Consider the following 17613-nt stretch of genomic DNA (forward strand, 5'->3'; position numbering starts at 1 on the left):
TTCCCTGTGGCAGACACCTAATATATGGGGTCCTACTGCGGCGCTGCCAAGGCAGCCGAAAGTCGCGTGCCATTCCAGAGAGAGTGCTGCATCCGGTATGCCAGAGCAGCGATCAAGAATCGTTCTCAGGATTCGTTTTCGTCGGCCGGCGCGGCTTCCTCGAAGCGCTCGCGGGGCCAGACGATCTGCACCACGGCGCCGTGATCGGGGAAGGGCCGATTGGTAAACGACACCTTGGCTCCAGTGCGTTCCAGCAGCGTCCTTGCGATGAAAACGCCCAAGCCCAGGCCGCCACGGGCATTTTGGGCCTCGTCTGCGCCCCGGCGGCGCGACAAATACGGTTCGCCGATCCGTTTCAGCATGTCGGGCGCGATGCCCGGGCCGTCGTCGGAGACCACGATCTCGATGGTTTCGGCGTTCCACCAAGCGTTCACCTCGACGGTCTGGTGCGCGAAATCGACTGCATTTTCGAGAATGTTTCCGACGCCATAAAGGATCGCGGGATTGCGCGCGGCGACCGGTTCGCGCGTTGCTGCGACAGCAAGCCGCACCTTGATGTTGATGCCGAAATCGCGATGCGGCGCCACCGCCTCCTCGATCAGGGTCGACAGCTTCAGGGTGTCGAACGGCGCGCCGCTCGATGACAATTGCGCAATCTTGCTCAGGATGTCGCGGCAACGCTGCGCCTGTTCGCGCACCGTCTTGAGGTCGTCGGCGATCGCCGGGTCGTGCACCGTCTTCTCGAGCTCGCGCGAGATCAGGAAGATCGTCGACAGCGGCGTGCCGAGTTCATGCGCGGCGGCGGCGGCGAGGCCGTCGAGCTGGGTCAGATGCTGCTCGCGCGTCAGGATCAGCTCGGTCGCGGCAAGCGCATCGGAGAGCTGGCGCGCCTCCTCGGTCACCTGGAATGCGTAAAGGCTGGTGACGCCGATCGCGAGCAGGATCGAGAGCCAGACGCCGATCAGATAGATCGGCGGCAGCACCAGCGGATCGTCGCCGTCCCAGGGCAGCGGCAGATGGTAGAAGAACAGCGCCGAGGCGCAGGCGACCGCAAGGCAGCCGAGCGCGATCGTCAGGCGGATCGGCAGCACCGTGGCCGAGATCAGGACCGGCGCCAGGAACAGGAACGAGAACGGGTTCTGCAAGCCCCCGGTGAAGTACAGCAGGCCGCCGAGTTCGACGATGTTGAAGGCGAGCAGGGCCGCGGCATAGGCCGGCTCCAGCCGCTGCATCGGGTTGAACGCGATCTGGAGCGCCAGATTGAGCAGCGCCGAGAACGTCACGATGATGACGCAGGGGACGATCGGAACGTCGAATTCCAGTCCCTGGGCCACGATGAAGATCGCGACGAGCTGGCCGAGTGCGGCGAGCCAGCGCAGCCGCAGGATCGTATCCAGGCGGACATAGCGGCGGGGTTGGCGGAAATCGGAAGCGACGTCGGTCATGTCAGGGACTTTAGCTGTGCCGTGGGCGGCGCACAAATTCGCGACTTAGCGCAAGCACGCGCGGCAAGCCTTGCGCTTATTGTCGCAATGCCCCAATGACGGCCATATGCAACAGAGCGGGACAGGTCAGGCGCGAGCGCCTGCGGCTAATCAAGCGCCTGCGGCCAATCAAGCGCCTGCGGCCAATCGGGCGCCCGCGGCCGATCAGGACGGATCGGCCGCGATCGACGTCGCGCATCTGGTCAAGCTCTACAAGACCACCCGCGCGGTCGACGACATCTCCTTCCGCATCGCGCGCGGCAGCATCACCGGCCTGCTCGGCGGCAACGGCGCCGGCAAGACCACGACGATCGCAATGATCATGGGGCTGGTGCTGCCGACCTCGGGCAGCGTCGAGGTGCTCGGCGCGAAAATTCCCGAACAGCGCTACGACGTGCTCGGCCGGATGAATTTCGAAAGCCCCTATGTCGACATGCCGATGCGGCTCACGGTGCGGCAGAACCTGACCATTTTCGGCCGCCTCTATGCCGTGAAGCATCTGCGCGAGCGGATCGACCAGCTCGCGGCCGATCTCGATCTCAAGGAATTCCTCGACCGCTCCAACGGCAAGCTCTCGGCCGGGCAGAAGACGCGCGTCGCGCTGGCGAAGGCGCTGATCAACGAGCCGGACCTGCTGCTGCTCGACGAGCCGACCGCATCGCTCGATCCGGACACCGCCGACTGGGTGCGGCAGCATCTCGAGACCTATCGCAAGACCCATAACGCGACCATCCTGCTGGCGTCGCACAACATGCTGGAGGTCGAGCGCCTCTGCGACCGCGTCATCATCATGAAGCGCGGCAAGATCGAGGACGACGACAGCCCCGAGGGGATCATGGCGCGCTACAACCGCGACACGCTGGAGGAGGTGTTTCTCGACGTGGCGCGGGGCCGCCTCCGGGAGGGCGCGCCAGAGGGCACACCATGAGCGAGATCGTCAGCCATCAGCCGTGGAGCATTTCACTGCAACGCATCAACGCGATGGTGCTGCGCTATTGGTATCTGCTGATCTCGTCGTGGCCGCGGCTCTTGGAGCTGATCTACTGGCCGGCCTTGCAGATCATCACCTGGGGCTTCCTGCAGAACTACATCTCGCAGGCATCCGGCTTCTTCGCCAGGGCGGGCGGCACGCTGATCGGCGCCGTGATCCTGTGGGACATCCTGTTTCGTGGCCAGCTCGGCTTCTCCATCTCGTTCCTGGAAGAGATGTGGGCACGCAATCTCGGCAACCTGATGATGAGCCCGCTAAAGCCGATCGAATTCCTGCTCTCGCTGATGATCATGAGCCTGATCCGGCTCGCCATCGGCGTGATCCCGATGACGCTGCTGGCGCTGTTTTTCTTCGGCTTCAATTTCTACGCCATCGGGCTGCCGCTGATCGCGTTCTTCTGCAATCTGATCTTCACGAGCTGGTCGGTCGGCGTGTTCGCCTCGGGCCTTGTGCTGCGCAACGGGCTCGGTGCGGAGAGCATCGTCTGGACGCTGATGTTCGCGGTGATGCCGCTCGCCTGCATCTACTATCCGGTCGAGGTGCTGCCGGTCTGGTTGCAATATGTCGCCTGGACGTTGCCGCCGACCTATGTGTTCGAAGGCATGCGGTCGCTGCTGATCGATCACGTCTTCCGTGCCGACCTGATGGCGTGGGCGCTCGCCATCAACGCCATCCTGTTCGTTGCCTCTTTTGCGGTCTTCCTTGCCCTTTTGCAGAGCGCCAAGCGCAACGGATCGCTGCTCGCAGGTGGTGAATAAATGTCACTTTCCCGTGGATTCTCGGTGTTTTAGCCCAATATCGACCCCAGATTCGGTTCGCGGCGCATTGACGCATTGTTGCGCATTGGTCAGTATGCTGCGGCGCAAAACAGGGGTCTGAAAATACTATGCCCATCGGTGAATTTGGCGGTGCCCCGCCACTAGCGGCGGAAGGCAGCCCGGCACTCACGACGCCGCTGTACTGGATGTACGAGATGGCGCATGCCTCGCTCAATCCGGTACGCGCCGTGACCGACGCCACCAAGATCCTGTTTCAGAATCCGCTCAATCCCTGGACGCACACCGAGTTCGGCAAGTCGATCGCCGCCGGCTGCGAATTGTTCGAGCGCACCACGCGCCGATACGGCAAGCCGGATTGGAACCTGCCGACGACGGAGGTCAACGGCATCCGTACGGCGGTCGAGGTTCGCACGGTCTGGGAAAAGCCGTTCTGCCGCCTGCTGCATTTCGATCGCAAATTGACGCGCCCGCTGCGCTCGCCGCAGCCGCGCGTGCTGATCGTGGCGCCGATGTCGGGCCACTATGCGACGCTGCTGCGTGGCACGGTCGAGGCGTTCCTGCCGACGCATGAGGTCTATATCACCGATTGGGCCGATGCGCGCATGGTGCCGCTCGCGGCCGGTCGGTTCGATCTCGACGACTATGTCGATTACCTGATCGAGATGCTGCACGCGCTCGGCGGCAACATGCACATCGTCGCGGTGTGCCAGCCTTCGGTGCCTGTCGTGGCAGCCGTTTCCGTGATGGAAGCCAGCAACGACCCGTTCGTGCCGTTGTCGATGACGTTGATGGGCGGCCCGATCGACACCAGGCGCAATCCGACTGCGGTCAACAACCTCGCGGAAGAGCGCGGCATCGAGTGGTTCCGCAACAATGTCATCACCAAGGTGCCGTTCCCGCATCCGGGCGTGATGCGCGACGTCTATCCGGGCTTCCTGCAGCTCAACGGCTTCATCAGCATGAACCTGGATCGGCACATGGACGCGCACAAGGCGCTGTTCGCCAATCTGGTGAAGGGTGACGGCGATCTCGTCGACAAGCACCGTGAATTCTACGACGAATATCTCGCGGTGATGGACCTCACCGCCGAGTATTACCTGCAGACCGTCGACCTCGTCTTCGTCAAGCACGCGCTGCCGAAGGGCGAGATGACCCATCGCGGCAAGCCGGTCGATCCGTCGAAGATCCGCCGCGTCGCGCTGATGACGGTCGAAGGCGAGAAGGACGACATCTCCGGCCTCGGTCAGACCGAAGCAACGCACGCGCTCTGCACCGCGATTCCGAACCATCGCCGCGTGCACTACGTCCAGAAGGGCGTCGGGCACTATGGCGTCTTCAACGGCTCGCGGTTCCGCTCCGAAATCGTGCCGAGAATCTCCGATTTCATGGTTTCGGCGGCCAATACGCGGCTTTCGCTGGTCGCCGCGGCCGAATAGGTATCGCCCCGGCCGCGATTATCGCGGTCGCGCAAGCTACTGATTTAACTAAAAGAATCTCAAATCAGCCAAGGCTCAAGTGATGAATTTAATTTCATCTCTTGGGCCTTTCTCGTGACTCGGATTCATCAGAAAAAATCCGGTTCCGCCCCCTGCCGGTAGAGGTCAATTAACGGCCAGCCCCTGTATATTGGGCAAATGATTTGTTTTTGCGCCGAGCGCTTTCCCTGGCGGCGGATATGGCAAAGTTCGGGCGAACTCCTGCTCCCCGGACTTTCAGAAATGGCTACTCGCGCGCTCCTCTATCGGCGGCCTGCCGAACCCGCGACCGTATTGGTCAGACACGGCTCCCAGTTCTTCACCGTCAGGCTGCGCCGGCACAGGCGCGCGCGCCGCTATACGCTCAGGATTCATCCAACCGATCGTGAAGCGATCCTGACCATGCCACCGCGCGGCACGATCGTGGAAGCCAAGGAGTTCGCCAATATCCACGGCGGCTGGATCGCAGCCCGTCTTGGCCGTCTGCCGAAGGCGGCGCCGTTCCAGCCCGGCACCGTGGTGCCGTTGCGCGGCGTGCCGCATCGGTTGGTGCACCGCTCGGGCGAACGCGGCACGGTCTGGACCGAAACGCGCGACAGCGGCGAGAAGATTCTGTGCGTCGCCGGCGGCGTCGAGCACATGGATCGCCGGGTGCATGACTTCCTCAAGCGCGAGGCGCGCAAGGATCTGCAGAAGGCGGCGCAGCTGCACGCCGCGGAACTCGGCGTGCGGGTGCGGCGAATCTCGATTCGCGACCAGTCGAGCCGTTGGGGCTCGTGCACCTCGGCCGGCTCGCTGTCGTTCTCGTGGCGGCTGATCCTGGCGCCGCCCTTCGTGCTCGACTACCTCGCCGCGCATGAGGTCGCACATCTCGTCGAGATGAACCACTCGGCGCGGTTCTGGCGGGTGGTCGACAAGGTCTGCGCGTCGGTCACGCGCGCCAAGAACTGGCTCGACACCTACGGCAACGACCTGCATCGCTACGGGATTCAGGAGTAGGCGGCGCTATCTCCGCCACCTCCGCTGTCATCGCCCGCGAAAGCGGGCGATCCAGTATTCCAGAGACGCTCATATTCGACCGATAGGCCGCGGCGTACGGGATCCCCCGCATTCGCGGAGGATGACGGCCTGAGTGTGAATGAAGGCGCGGTGCGTAGTGCGTAGCCCGGATGGAGCGCAGCGTAATCCGGGGCAGCTTTCACTGATCGCGCGACTGGTCCCGGATTTCGCTGCGCTTCATCCGGGCTACGAGCCAGAATTATCGATCTACCGAAACAACCGATCGGCCAGCCACCCATCCAGCCCCGCCGCAGCCTCCGGCCGCGCATTCGGGTTGGGCGGTGGCGCCGAGGCGCGAGTTGGTGTCGGCGGTGGCTGGCGATAATAGCCGCCGCCGGATGGGACCGGCGCGGGCGGCGGCGCCTGCATCGGCGGTTGAATCTGCATCGGCCCCGCCGGTGCTGAAGGCGCCGATATCTGCGACGAGATCTGCATCAGGTTCGCCGGGGCCCAGCTGCCCTGCGAGTTCGGGATCGCCGCGACCGGCACGCCCTGATGCGCGGCCTTCATGAAGCGGCTCCACACTTCCACCGGCAATCCGCCGCCGGTCGCCTTCCTGGTCGGCGAATTGTCGTCATTGCCGAGCCAGACGCCGGTGACGAGCTTGGCGGTGTAGCCGATGAACCAGGCGTCACGATAGTCCTGGCTGGTGCCGGTCTTGCCGGCGGCTGTCCAGCCCGGGATTTCGGCCTTGCGCGCGGTGCCCGAGATCAGCGTCTCGCGCATCATGCTGTTCATCATCGCGTCATAGCGCGGCTCGATCACCTGGTTGGGCGGATCGGTGGGGGGGTCATAGAGCAGCTTGCCGGAGCTGGTCTTGATCCTGGTCACCACATGCGGCGACACGGCGTAGCCGCCATTGGCGAACGGCGCATAGGCGCCGACCAGCTCGATCACGGACACTTCCGACGTGCCGAGCGCGATCGAGACGTTGGGCTCCAGCTTGGAGGAGATGCCGAGCCGGTGCGCGGTACGCACCACATTCTTGGCGCCGACCTCGACGCCGAGCCGCACCGCCACCGTGTTCAGCGACATCGCCAGCGCCTGGGTCAACGTCACCGAGCCGAAATATTCATGGGTGTAGTTCTCCGGCTTCCAGCCCTTGATGTCGAGCGGCGCGTCGGTGCGGATCGTGTCCGGCGTCAGCCCGGATTCGACCGCGGTGAGATAGACGAACGGCTTGAACGACGAGCCCGGCTGCCGCTTCGCGGTGACGGCGCGATTATACTGGCTCTCGGCATAGTTCCGGCCGCCGACCATGGCGCGCACCGCGCCGTCGGGCGTCATCGCCACCAGCGCACCCTGGCTGACATTGAACTTCACGCTCTTGGCCGCGAGCTCGTCGATGACGGCGGCTTCGGCGACGTTCTGCAGCTTGGGATCGATCGTGGTCTGCACGATGATGTCCTGGTCGATCTGGCCGACCAGATCGTCGAGCACTTCGCCGATCCAGTCGGCGACATAGTTCACGGTGCCGGCCCCGGCCGGCTTCACCGCGATCGAGGGCTGGCCGATCGAGGCTTTTGCCTGCGCCTCGGTGATGAACTTGGCGTCGGCCATCGCCGCGAGCACGACCTGCGCGCGCTGCTCGGCGCCCTCGGGGTTGCGGTTCGGCGCCAGCCGCGACGGCGACTTGACGAGGCCCGCGAGCATCGCCGCTTCCGGCAAGGTCACGTTCTTCGCCGACTTGCCGAAATAGCGCTGCGCGGCGGCCTCGACGCCGTAGGCGCCGGACCCGAAATAGACGCGGTTGAGATAGAGCTCGAGGATCTCGTCCTTGGAATGCTTGCGTTCCAGCCACAGCGCGAGTTCGGCCTCCTGCAGCTTGCGCTGCATGGTGCGCTCCTGGGTCAGGAACAGGTTCTTGGCGAGCTGCTGGGTCAGCGTGGAGCCGCCCTGCGACACACCCCGATGCAGCACGTTGGTGACGGCTGCGCGTAAAATGCCGAGCGGGTCGACGCCGAAATGCGAATAGAAGCGGCGGTCTTCAATGGCGATGAAGGCCTTCGGCAGATAGGGCGGCAGGTCCTTCAACGCGATGTTGGCGCCGGCCATTTCGCCGCGCTGCGCCAGCACGCTGCCGTCGATCCCGACGATCTGGATCGTCGGCGGACGCTTCGGGATCTCCAGGGACTGGATCGGCGGCAGATGCGCGCCGACCCACACCACGACACCGATCACGGCAATGCCCGCCCACAGGCCGAGCACCGCGGTCCAGTAGAACAGGCGGCCGATGCCGAAGCCGCGCGACTTGGTGCGCCGCTTGCTGCCGCTGCGCGACGGGCGCGGTTTCTCGCTGCCGGATTCGCTGCTTTTGGGTTTGGATTTGGCAGGTTTGTCGTCGCTGCCGCCGGGAACGCGATCGGAGGGCGACAGTCGGAGGTCGGCAAGCGCGGCCGGAAGCCCGAACAGCGGCTCCTTGCGCGCACCGCCTTTTTTACGTCCCCACGCCATCGCAACGCTCACACCCTGACAGGGGCGCACGCTAGCGTTCCCGGTTTAAGGGGCGGTTACGCAAAGCTTAACGGGGGATTAGGAGGTGAGGCGGCGCGTGCTACATGTAGGAGCATGATCCGGAAAAGTGGGGACCGGTTTTCCGAAAAGATCATGCTCAAACAGGATGGGAGAGCGCGATCGAGCGATCGCGCTTGGGAACAACAAAACAAAGGAGCACCGCATGGGCCATATCGATCCGACCAAGGACGTCTTCGCGCAATTCCGGGACAACAACCGGCCGGGCCCGATCCACATGCTCAATCTGGTACGGCTGCGTGAGTGGGCCGCCTATCCCGACGGCCGCAAGGCGACCGGCGCGGAGGCCTATGCCGCCTATGGCCGCGAGAGCGGCCCGGTGTTCGAACGACTTGGCGGGCGTATCGTGTGGCAGGGCCGCTTCGAGCTCATGCTGATCGGACCGCAAGACGAGCGCTGGGATCACTGCTTCATCGCGGAGTATCCAAGCGTTGCCGCCTTCGTCGAGATGATCCGCGATCCCGTCTATCGCGAGGCGGTGAAGCACCGCCAGGCCGGCGTCGAGGACTCGCGGTTGATCCGCCATGCCGTGCTGCCGGTCGGGAAGAATTTCGGCGAGATTCCGGCGTGACATCGCGTTAGCGCGAGGCGAATCTCTATCACCGTCACCCTGAGGAGCGCGCAGCGCGTCTCGAAGGGTGCACGGCCCGGTAGGTGGCCGTCGACCCTTCGAGACGCCGCTTCGCGGCTCCTCAGGGTGACGGGGATAGATGGTGCGGAAGCACCCAAAAACAAAATCGGCGGCCTGGAGGCCGCCGATTGCATCTCAAACCTGCGCGAACCGCTAGCCGGCCGCGCCGGCGTCCTCGAGGATCGGGCCGAACAGCTCCCAGCGCTCGCCGTTGAACTTCATCATCTGCAACTGCTTGTTGACGCGATAGTCGTTCGGCGTGGTGTTGCCCTTGATGCCCGGCAGCGCCATGTCGAGCTCGACGTTCTTCAGGTTGGTCGCCTGCTTCAGCACGTTCTCGCGCGTCAGCTCGTCGCCGCACTGCTTCAGCACATGCACCATCAGCTGGGCGGTGGAGTAGCCGTAGGTGTTGAAGTTCGAGTTCTTGTCGCCGTCGGGATAGTACTTGGCCATGAAGTCGAAATAGCGCTTCATGCCCGGATCGTCCTTCCACTGCGGATCGGCCGGATCCTTGCCGTAGTTGGTCGAGATCAGGCCCTTGGAGGCCTCCAGGCCCGCCGGCTGCAGCACGGCGCCGACCGAGGTGGCGTTGATGTCGACGATGTGGACCGGATGCCAGCCGAGCTCGGCGATCTTCTTGATCGCCTGGGCTGCCTGCTTCGGCGTCGAGGCTGAGAAGAACAGGTCGGCGCCGGCGTCCTTGATCTTGATCACCTGGGAATCGATGGTCGGGTCGGAGACCTCATAGGAGGCTTCGGCCACGATCATCTTGGCGGCCTTGTCGCCGAGGCCGGCCTTGATGCCGTTCAGATAGTCCTTGCCGAGGTCGTCGTTCTGATAGAGCACGCCGATCTTGGCGTTCGGATGCTCCTTCAGGATGTACTGGCCGTAGATGCGGCCTTCGACGAAGTAGTTCGGATTGAAGCCGAGCGTCCACGGGAAGTTCTTCGGATCGGTGAACTTCGAGGCGCCGGTGGCCGCGAACAGCTGCGGCACCTTCTTGGCGTTGAGATATTTCTGCACGGCGGCGTTCGACGGCGTGCCGACGATCTGGAAGGTCAAGAGCACCTCGTCGCTCTCGACGAGCTTGCGGATCTGCTCGACGGCCTTCGGCGGCGAGTAGGCGTCGTCATACTGGATCAGATTGATCTTGCGGCCGTTCACGCCGCCCTGATCGTTGATCATCTTGAAATAGGCCGCCTGGGTCTTGCCGATCGAGGCATAGGCGGAGGCCGGTCCGGAGAAGGGGACGGTCTGGCCGATCTTGATCTCGGTATCGCTCGCGCCGGGATCGTATTTCTTCTGCGCGGAGGCCGACGTTGCAGACAGCGCGATCGCGAGCGCCGTTCCCGTGACCAGGTGGAAAATCCCGTTCCTCATAATGCTGTTTTCCTCACGTGACTGATGGTTGGCCGATGATCTTGTCCGCGGGTTCAAGGTCCCGCGGTCGCCATCGCTGGGCCGGGATACTGGCGGAACCGTTGCTGCGACGCAAGACGACGGATGCCGAAAAGGTGAGCGATTTCAGTCAACGAAAGTAGGGGGCGGTGCGCAAAAGACGGCGGGGCCGCGGGCGAGCACCGGGCTGCGTTTCACCTCGCCCCGCTTGCGGGGAGAGGTCGCATCGCATCGAAGATGCGATGCGGGTGAGGGGGAGTCTCCGCGGGCGTACCTACATCCGTTGCGCGGCAGCAGCCCCTCACCCCAACCCTCTCCCCGCAAGAGCGGGGCGAGGGAGCACATCTCGTCTTTGGCGCGACCTAGCCCGCCGGTCCGGTGTCCTCGATGATCGGGCCGAACAGCTCCCAGCGCTCGCCGCTGAACTTCATCATCTGCATCTGCTTGTTGATGCGATAATCGTTCGGTCCGGTCGTGATCGACATGCCCGGCAGCGCGAGACTCGGCACGAACTTCTTCAGGCTGGTCACCTGCTTCATCAGGTTCTCGCGGGTGAGGTCGTCGCCGCACTGCTTGAGCACCTGGATCAGGAGCTCGGCCGTCGAATAGCCGTAGGTGTTGACGGTGTTGAGCTTGTCGCCTTCCGGGTAATATTTGTCCATGAAGGCGAAATAGGCCTTCACGCCGGGATCGTCCTTCCACTGCGGATCGGCCGGGTCCTTGCCGTAATTGGTCGAGATGATGCCCCTGGAGATGTCGAGGCCGGCCGGCTTCAGCGTCGCCGACACCGGGCTCGCATTGATGTCGAGGATGTGCACCGGGTGCCAGTCGAGGTCCGCGACCTTGCGGATCGCCTGCGCGGCGAATTTCGGTGTCGACGCGTTATAGAGCAGGTCGACGCCAGCGGCCTTCAGCTTGACGATCTGGGAATCGACGGTCGGGTCGGTCAGTTCATAGGACACCTCGGCGACGATCATGCTCGCGGCCTTGTCGCCGAGCCCGCTCTTCAGGCCGGTGATGTAGTCGCGGCCGAGATCGTCGTTCTGGTAGAAGATGCCGATCTTGGCGTTGGGATGATTGGCCAGGATGTATTTGGCGTAGATGCGTCCCTCGGACTGGTAGTTCGGGTTGAAGGCGATCGTCCACGGCGCGTTCTGCGGATCGGAGAAGCGTGAGGCTCCGGTGGAGGCCAGCAGCTGCGGCACCTTCCTGGCATTCAGATATTTCTGCACGGCGGCATTTGAGGGCGTGCCGATGATCTGGAAGGTGAACAACACCTCGTCGCCCTCGACCAGCTTGCGCAGCTGCTCGACCGCCTTCGGCGGCGAATAGGCGTCGTCATACTGGATCAGGTTCAGCTTGCGGCCATTGATGCCGCCCTGATCGTTGATCATCTTGATGTAGGCCGCCTGGGTCTTGCCGATGCCGGCATAGGCGGATGCGGGGCCCGAGAACGGCACGGTCTGGCCGATCTTGATCTCGGTGTCGGTCGCGCCGATGTCGTATTTCTTCTGCGCGGTGGCCGATGTAACCGACAACGCGATGGCAAGCGCTGTCGCAGCGAGCAATTGCACGCTCCTCATGTCCGTGACCTCCCATGTTGCCGGTGATCTTGTCCGCAAGCATTGGCCGGCGGATGTCACCGTTATCAGGGATGATGGAGGAACGCTGAGAGCATTGCAAGGCGATGCCCCGGCGCGCGATGTCGCGTCAGGCGAGCCAGAGCAGGATCAGCGCGAGTGCGGCGGGCGCCGCCTGCACATAAAGGATGCGCCGGCTGACGGTGGCGGCGCCATAGGCGCCGGCGACGATCACGCAGAGCAGGAAGAATGTCTTGATCTGCAATGCGAAGGCGGCATTGCCGTGCACCAGGCCCCAGATCAGTCCGGCGGCGAGGAAGCCATTATAGAGCCCCTGATTGGCGGCAAGCACCGCCGAATCGGTCGCCTTCTCGATCGAGTTGCGAAAGGTCCTCAGCCCGAGCGGCTTGGTCCACAGGAACATCTCGAGCACAAGGAAATAGACGTGCAGCGCGGCCACCACCGCGACCAGGACATTGGCAAGCAAAAGCATATTGCGGTCCCCCAGAGCTTCGGTTCTGATTGAATCAGAACCGAAGCTCAAGCTTCTTATTTTGACGCGGTTTCTTCACGCGAACCGGTGTCCCCTTCGCTCGAAAACGCTCTCACCGGAATTCGGGTGGACGCTAGCATGCGGGCGGTGAATTGTATGCCGAGCGACCCGTTTCGAGCGCGATGACTTTCCAGAGTGACGACAAATGGCCGACCGCAAGACCGCGCAGACCTTCAACCTCGACCGCCTCAAGACGCCGATCGGCACCGCGCTGCTGGTGACCGATGACGATGGCGTGCTGCGCGCGCTCGACTGGGACGATTATGAAGGGCGGATGCTCGACCTGCTGCGGCTGCATTATGGCGCCGTGACGTTGCGGGACGGCCGCGCACCGGCCACGATGCGCAAGGCGCTCGGCGATTATTTCAAGGGCGATCTCGATCGGCTGGCGGAAGTCGAGTGGCGCGTCGCGGGCACGCCGTTCCAGCAGAAGGTCTGGCACGCGTTGCCGAAGGTTCCGCCGGGCACCACGATGAGCTACGGTGCGCTGGCGGCGAAACTGAAAGTGCCGAACGCGATGCGCGCGGTCGGCCATGCCAACGGCTCCAACCCGATTAGCGTCGTCGTGCCCTGCCACCGCCTGATCGGCGCCAACGGCTCGCTGGTCAAATATGGCGGCGGGCTGGAGCGCAAGCGCTGGCTGTTGCGGCACGAGGGCGTGGAGATATAGCGGCCGAACTCAGCCGCAGTGAGACGATCAATCAAGATCCTCGCGCGGCATGTTGCGCAGATCGCGCACGATGTAGAAGAATACAACGAGCGAAGGCACCCACGCAAAAATCCGGCCTTCGCCGTCAGATCAGTTCTTCCGATGGGCCGCCGGTTCTCGGAGGGGATAGAGCCACTTCCAATAGACCTTGTTGCGCTCCAACTGCCGCTTGTAGATCTCGCGGCACTTCGTCGAGCAAAATTGCTCGAAGTACCAGCTGTGCCGGATCAGTCCGAAGGGCCGCCGGCATCCCGGATTCCCGCAACGGCCTGTCATGATGCTGCCTCCGCATTCGCTCGCCAAAGCCAGCGAATGAAGTTCTCCTGACCCTTGTGAAGACAGAGCCGCCCGCAGTAGCGTTCACCCGCTGGATTTCGCAGGCAGATGATCTTGGCATCTTCACTGTCACACTGGGCGCAGCGCAGTTCCGTACGCATGGCGACTTCCCTCCAAGGAACTGCCATTTGCCAATCAAGAATGTCTGATGCTGTCGTTGCCGCCGGTCTTCCTGAGGGACGGCGCCGCGAAGTCTCGCGCTGCCACCGTCCGTGTGCAACTTGTCCAGATGTTTCTCGGCATCATCCTTGCGTATATTGGTTTGAGCTCACGCGCGTGTCGCTGTGACATGCTGTGCGAGAGCGGCATCGAGGCATTTGACCAGCGCATCTCCGTCAAACGGCTTGATCAGAAAGCAGATCGCACCCGCCTCCATGGCTCGGGCCCGATCGGCTTCGACGGAGAAGGCCGTGATGAAAATGAACGGAAGGCGCCGACCATCGGCAATCAGACGTGCCTGCAGGTCGAGCCCGCTCATGGCCGGCATCCTGACATCGGCTATCACGCAGGAGGTGTCGTTCAGTTGCGGCGAATGCAGGAATTCTTCGGCTGACGCATAGGTCTGGACCGCATAGCCCAGCGACCTGACCAGATTGTCGGTCGCGGTGCGGACCGACATGTCATCGTCGACGATCGAGATCACCGGGTTGGACAAGAAGGGCTTCCTGGAACGGCCAGAGGGGCCTCTGGTGTCTGCTCTCACGGCGCCACAGTGCGTCGTCGGCCGCGGCCGGAGAATCATACTTAGGTTTGTGCGCTGCCGGATGCCTGCTTGATCCCGAGGATCTGCGCCATCCTGACCAGATCCGGCAACGACTTTGCCGCCATTTTCCGCATAATGTGCCCGCGGTGTATCTTGACTGTGATCTCGGCCACGCCGATTTCGGCGGCGACCTGCTTGTTCATGAGCCCCGCGGTGACGAGGCTCATGATCTGGCGTTCGCGAGGGGTCAACGTTGCGAAGGCTGCGCGCAGGCTCGCGAGCGCCCTGGCCTCATTGCGGCGCGTTCGGTCTCGTTCGATCGCAGTCGTGACGGCATCCAGCATGTCCTGATCGCGGAACGGCTTGGTCAGGAAGTCGACGGCTCCGGCCTTCATGGCCCTGACCGTCATCGGGATATCGCCATGGCCGGTCATGAAGATGATCGGAATATGAATGTCGGCCTTGGCCAACTCTGCCTGGAAGTCGAGGCCGCTCAGCCGCGGCAGCCTGATGTCCAGGATCAGGCAGCTCGGAACATCGGGGAGCTTGTGCTGAAGAAATTCATGGGCCGACCCGAACGCTGCGGTTCGCAGGCCGACCGACCGGAAAAGATTGCCCAGCGAGTCTCGCACTGACGCGTCGTCGTCGACGACGAACACGATCGGCTCGGCGTTCGCGAGGGCGGGAGACGATGCCGCGTGTCCAATCACCATGCATGATCCTCATGACGCAGCGGCAGGGTGAACTGGAATGTCGTGCCGGGGCCGATATTTCTTGACATGGACAGGCGCCCTCGGTGGGCTTCGACGATCGAGCGGCAGATCGACAACCCCATTCCCATGCCGCTGGCTTTGGTGGTGTAGAAGGCGTCAAACAACCGCTCGGCATTCTCTGTCGCAACCCCGACACCACAGTCGCTGACCGTGACCAGGATCTGCCCGGCATCGTCATGGCGCGTCCGGATCACCAGTTCCCGTGGCCTGTCCGTGACCGGCTGCATTGCCTCGATGCCATTGACGACGAGGTTGAGGATGACTTGCTGCAGCTGGACGCGGTCGGCGACGACAGGCGGGAGCGCGGGAGCGAGGTCCAGCTGCAGGGATACAAGGTGGCTCTGCAGTTCATGCTGCACCAGGCCAATCACCTGGTTGATGGCTTCATTGATGTCGAGCGGCGCCATCTGACCGGTTGTCTTGTTCACCAGCGCGCGGACGCGCTGGATGACCTCGCCTGCCCGGTTGCCGTCGCTGATGATCGACCGGACCGCCCCGCGCGCCTCGTTCAGGTCGGGGGCCGCCCGGTTGAGCCAGCGCAGGCATGCCGCGGCGTTGGCGACCACGGCGGCAAGCGGCTGGTTCACTTCATGGGCGATCGATGCGGCGAGCTCGCCGAGCGCCGTCACGCGCGTGACGTGCGCGAGGTTGGTCTGCGCGTCATGCAACTCCGCCTCGGCGCGCTTGCGGGCGGTCATGTCGGTGACCGCTCCGATGAATTCGATGTCGCCCGAGGGGTTGGTCACCGCATGCGCCCTGGCGTGAACATATTTGATCGCACCGTCCGGCATCAGCAATCGGTAGCCGTGCTCGAAATCCTTGCCGTCGAGCGAGGCGCTGTCGACGGTCCGTTGCACGCGGGTGCGATCATCCGGATGGATGCGTTGAAGGACCGTGGCATGCTTGATGGAGGGAGCCCTGTCGAATCCGAAGATCCTGAACGTCTCTTCCGACCAGATCACCTCACCGCTGGCGACGTGCCAGCCAAAGCTGCCGGTGTGGCTCAATCGCTGGGCTTCGCTCAGGTACATTTCGCTCTGCTGCAGTGCGTTTTCGGCCTGTTTGCGCTCGGTGATATCCTCGCATGCGATCAGGACGATCAATCGATCGTCCTGCCGCCGCACGGCCTTGGCATTTTCACGAACCCAAAGTCTTGAACCGTCCTTGCGGACCTTCCGGATTTCCCAATTGTGGGTTTGGCCGATGTTCTCGAGGCACGCCGCGACGTTGCGCTGGACCGTCTGATGGTCTTCGGCGGCAAAGACCCGCAGCACGGATTGTCCAAGCAATTCGTCGACGGTGTAGCCGAGCTGCGCCGCGCCGAACGTGTTGACCGACAGCACGAGACCCGTCGCGTCGACCATGAAGTACATGACCGGGTTGTGCTCGAACACCTCTCGCCATTGCGCTTCGCTGTTGCGCAGGGCCTCGACCGCGCGCTCTTCGCCGCTGGCCCGGCCGCGCAACATGGCTTCCATCTGCCTGTGGGTGCGGCCCACCACCCCCATCATCAGCAATGCGGCGGCAAGCGAGGCGATCAGCAGCGCCAGCGCGATCAGATGGGCGGAAGCTGCAGGCTGCGGACCAAGCAGCAGCCCTATGCAGGTTGCGGCCAAAGCCAGCACCATGCCGCCGAGCAGCCATTGCTCGGCCGACCAGGACTTCGTGGTCGGGATGCGCATCATCGGCAGCACCAGCACTTGGCTATCCAGCACTTTGGCCGTCCAGCACTTGGCCATCATGGGCCGCGCTGCGTCGCTAGGTGACCGCTACCATCAGCGGCGACAACGTCGCCCTCCTAACAAACTGCACATTAGCAGCTTTCCCGACGTCCGAACGGGATCGTGGGGGCGATTTTTGGCGATCCACTCGCATCGCGTGAGATCGCGCGGAAAGCGCAATCGTCGGACGAACGCAGGCCCAGGTTGCGGCTAAACCAAAGTATGTCGTCCCCATCCGAATGTAACGGCCGGATCAACCTCCGTTCAATGGCCGGTTTCCTCCCGGTGGCTACGCTTATTGGGTAACTCGATGACAGTAGAGGCCTCCAGGGTTCAGCAATCGCCAATCAGAGACGGGAGACTGAAATGCCCAACGCGCGCCTGCATCTGATCCTTTGCTCCAACGACGTCGAGCGCGAGACCGCGCGTCAGACACGCAACCGCAGCTTCCAGCCCTTCGTCATCGATGGCGGCAAGCCAGCAGCGAGCGTGCAGGCCGGCAATTCCTGGATCGATCTGCTCGACGTCTTCGATTTGGGCGTGGTGCTCTGTCAGGCGAGCTACCTGGCCTTGCTGGGGGCAAGCCTCGCGGCGCTGCAGCCGCAATTGAACGTGCCGGATCCAGGGTCGTAGCCCGCTCTGGATCCAAGTCCGGCAGGCTGCCGGGACCGACGCGCTGGCTGCTCACGCCTGGGTCGCGCAAACGGGTCCGACAACAGCCTCCGTGAGAGCCCGGAATCCACGCCCCACTAGCCCCGGCCCTGATGGATTCCGGGCTCAGCCTCTTCGGTCCGCTCCCCAATGACGGCGGAACAAGGCCGGCGCCGTCGCTGCGCCATCGATCTTCTGGCCGTCGCAAATTGCAGACATTTTTCCGAAAGATGCCCGG

15 protein-coding genes are annotated in these 17613 nt (G+C 63.4%); 7 read left to right on the plus strand and 8 right to left on the minus strand.

Annotated elements, in window-relative coordinates:
- Positions 1 to 125 precede the first annotated feature (125 nt).
- Positions 126 to 1445: an ActS/PrrB/RegB family redox-sensitive histidine kinase gene (locus ACE10Z_RS01275; RefSeq protein ID WP_375786333.1), complete on the minus strand. Its 1320-nt coding sequence runs from the start codon at positions 1443 to 1445 to the stop codon at positions 126 to 128.
- Positions 1446 to 1551: 106 nt separating this feature from the next.
- On the opposite strand from ACE10Z_RS01275, the gene ACE10Z_RS01280 reads away from it, so the two are divergent.
- The 4 genes from ACE10Z_RS01280 (at position 1552) to ACE10Z_RS01295 (ending at position 5728) form a co-directional block, all read left to right on the plus strand.
- Positions 1552 to 2412 carry an ABC transporter ATP-binding protein gene (locus tag ACE10Z_RS01280; protein WP_375786334.1) on the plus strand — a complete coding sequence of 287 codons (861 nt, stop codon included), beginning with the start codon at positions 1552 to 1554 and terminating at the stop codon, positions 2410 to 2412.
- Positions 2409 to 3233 (plus strand): ABC transporter permease, encoded by an 825-nt coding sequence (locus tag ACE10Z_RS01285; RefSeq protein WP_375786335.1) that lies wholly within the window; start codon positions 2409 to 2411, stop codon positions 3231 to 3233. Before ACE10Z_RS01280 ends, ACE10Z_RS01285 begins: the two co-directional genes overlap by 4 nt.
- Positions 3234 to 3361: 128 nt before the next feature.
- Positions 3362 to 4690: a polyhydroxyalkanoate depolymerase gene (locus ACE10Z_RS01290; protein ID WP_298370588.1), complete on the plus strand. Its 1329-nt coding sequence runs from the start codon at positions 3362 to 3364 to the stop codon at positions 4688 to 4690.
- Positions 4691 to 4888: 198 nt separating this feature from the next.
- A complete protein-coding gene (locus tag ACE10Z_RS01295; RefSeq protein ID WP_097671176.1) occupies positions 4889 to 5728 on the plus strand; it encodes a M48 family metallopeptidase in 840 nt (279 codons plus the stop codon).
- Positions 5729 to 5995: 267 nt separating this feature from the next.
- On the opposite strand, the gene ACE10Z_RS01300 is transcribed toward ACE10Z_RS01295, so the two are convergent.
- Positions 5996 to 8242: a transglycosylase domain-containing protein gene (locus ACE10Z_RS01300; RefSeq protein ID WP_375786336.1), complete on the minus strand. Its 2247-nt coding sequence runs from the start codon at positions 8240 to 8242 to the stop codon at positions 5996 to 5998.
- A 223-nt stretch (positions 8243 to 8465) separates the two neighbouring features.
- On the opposite strand from ACE10Z_RS01300, the gene ACE10Z_RS01305 reads away from it, so the two are divergent.
- A complete protein-coding gene (locus tag ACE10Z_RS01305) occupies positions 8466 to 8891 on the plus strand; it encodes a DUF1330 domain-containing protein (RefSeq protein WP_375786337.1) in 426 nt (141 codons plus the stop codon).
- A 213-nt stretch (positions 8892 to 9104) separates the two neighbouring features.
- On the opposite strand, the gene ACE10Z_RS01310 is transcribed toward ACE10Z_RS01305, so the two are convergent.
- The 3 genes from ACE10Z_RS01310 to ACE10Z_RS01320 form a co-directional block, all read right to left on the minus strand.
- Positions 9105 to 10331, minus strand: coding sequence for an ABC transporter substrate-binding protein (locus ACE10Z_RS01310; RefSeq protein WP_375786338.1), 1227 nt, complete (start codon positions 10329 to 10331; stop codon positions 9105 to 9107).
- A gap of 380 nt (positions 10332 to 10711) precedes the next feature.
- Positions 10712 to 11932 carry an ABC transporter substrate-binding protein gene (locus tag ACE10Z_RS01315; RefSeq protein ID WP_375786339.1) on the minus strand — a complete coding sequence of 407 codons (1221 nt, stop codon included), beginning with the start codon at positions 11930 to 11932 and terminating at the stop codon, positions 10712 to 10714.
- A gap of 127 nt (positions 11933 to 12059) precedes the next feature.
- Positions 12060 to 12422: a DUF1304 domain-containing protein gene (locus ACE10Z_RS01320; protein ID WP_375786340.1), complete on the minus strand. Its 363-nt coding sequence runs from the start codon at positions 12420 to 12422 to the stop codon at positions 12060 to 12062.
- A gap of 205 nt (positions 12423 to 12627) precedes the next feature.
- On the opposite strand from ACE10Z_RS01320, the gene ACE10Z_RS01325 reads away from it, so the two are divergent.
- Positions 12628 to 13152, plus strand: a complete 525-nt coding sequence (locus ACE10Z_RS01325) for a methylated-DNA--[protein]-cysteine S-methyltransferase (protein ID WP_375786341.1) — start codon at positions 12628 to 12630, stop codon at positions 13150 to 13152.
- Between the two features lie 643 nt (positions 13153 to 13795).
- Here the strand turns inward: ACE10Z_RS01325 and ACE10Z_RS01330 are convergent.
- From ACE10Z_RS01330 to ACE10Z_RS01340, 3 genes are all read right to left on the minus strand, one after another.
- Positions 13796 to 14182 carry a response regulator transcription factor gene (locus ACE10Z_RS01330; RefSeq protein ID WP_375786342.1) on the minus strand — a complete coding sequence of 129 codons (387 nt, stop codon included), beginning with the start codon at positions 14180 to 14182 and terminating at the stop codon, positions 13796 to 13798.
- An 89-nt stretch (positions 14183 to 14271) separates the two neighbouring features.
- A complete protein-coding gene (locus ACE10Z_RS01335; protein WP_375786343.1) occupies positions 14272 to 14943 on the minus strand; it encodes a response regulator transcription factor in 672 nt (223 codons plus the stop codon).
- Positions 14937 to 16703, minus strand: a complete 1767-nt coding sequence (locus tag ACE10Z_RS01340) for a PAS domain S-box protein (protein ID WP_375786344.1) — start codon at positions 16701 to 16703, stop codon at positions 14937 to 14939. Before ACE10Z_RS01340 ends, ACE10Z_RS01335 begins: the two co-directional genes overlap by 7 nt.
- Before the next feature lie 387 nt (positions 16704 to 17090).
- Here ACE10Z_RS01340 and ACE10Z_RS01345 point away from each other — a divergent pair, with 387 nt between their 5' ends.
- Positions 17091 to 17357, plus strand: a complete 267-nt coding sequence (locus tag ACE10Z_RS01345) for a hypothetical protein (protein WP_375786345.1) — start codon at positions 17091 to 17093, stop codon at positions 17355 to 17357.
- Positions 17358 to 17613: the final 256 nt, after the last annotated feature.

The sequence above is a fragment of the Bradyrhizobium sp. Pha-3 genome, from assembly GCF_042258615.1.
Classification (GTDB): domain Bacteria; phylum Pseudomonadota; class Alphaproteobacteria; order Rhizobiales; family Xanthobacteraceae; genus Bradyrhizobium.

What these genes read in the sequence shown, in the direction of transcription:
- ACE10Z_RS01275 (WP_375786333.1), bottom strand. Translation starts at nt 1,445, where the DNA reads ATGACCGACGTCGCTTCCGATTTCCGCCAACCCCGCCGCTATGTCCGC.
- ACE10Z_RS01280 (WP_375786334.1), top strand. Translation starts at nt 1,552, where the DNA reads ATGCAACAGAGCGGGACAGGTCAGGCGCGAGCGCCTGCGGCTAATCAA.
- ACE10Z_RS01285 (WP_375786335.1), top strand. Translation starts at nt 2,409, where the DNA reads ATGAGCGAGATCGTCAGCCATCAGCCGTGGAGCATTTCACTGCAACGC.
- ACE10Z_RS01290 (WP_298370588.1), top strand. Translation starts at nt 3,362, where the DNA reads ATGCCCATCGGTGAATTTGGCGGTGCCCCGCCACTAGCGGCGGAAGGC.
- ACE10Z_RS01295 (WP_097671176.1), top strand. Translation starts at nt 4,889, where the DNA reads ATGATTTGTTTTTGCGCCGAGCGCTTTCCCTGGCGGCGGATATGGCAA.
- ACE10Z_RS01300 (WP_375786336.1), bottom strand. Translation starts at nt 8,242, where the DNA reads ATGGCGTGGGGACGTAAAAAAGGCGGTGCGCGCAAGGAGCCGCTGTTC.
- ACE10Z_RS01305 (WP_375786337.1), top strand. Translation starts at nt 8,466, where the DNA reads ATGGGCCATATCGATCCGACCAAGGACGTCTTCGCGCAATTCCGGGAC.
- ACE10Z_RS01310 (WP_375786338.1), bottom strand. Translation starts at nt 10,331, where the DNA reads ATGAGGAACGGGATTTTCCACCTGGTCACGGGAACGGCGCTCGCGATC.
- ACE10Z_RS01315 (WP_375786339.1), bottom strand. Translation starts at nt 11,932, where the DNA reads ATGAGGAGCGTGCAATTGCTCGCTGCGACAGCGCTTGCCATCGCGTTG.
- ACE10Z_RS01320 (WP_375786340.1), bottom strand. Translation starts at nt 12,422, where the DNA reads ATGCTTTTGCTTGCCAATGTCCTGGTCGCGGTGGTGGCCGCGCTGCAC.
- ACE10Z_RS01325 (WP_375786341.1), top strand. Translation starts at nt 12,628, where the DNA reads ATGGCCGACCGCAAGACCGCGCAGACCTTCAACCTCGACCGCCTCAAG.
- ACE10Z_RS01335 (WP_375786343.1), bottom strand. Translation starts at nt 14,943, where the DNA reads ATGGTGATTGGACACGCGGCATCGTCTCCCGCCCTCGCGAACGCCGAG.
- ACE10Z_RS01345 (WP_375786345.1), top strand. Translation starts at nt 17,091, where the DNA reads ATGCCCAACGCGCGCCTGCATCTGATCCTTTGCTCCAACGACGTCGAG.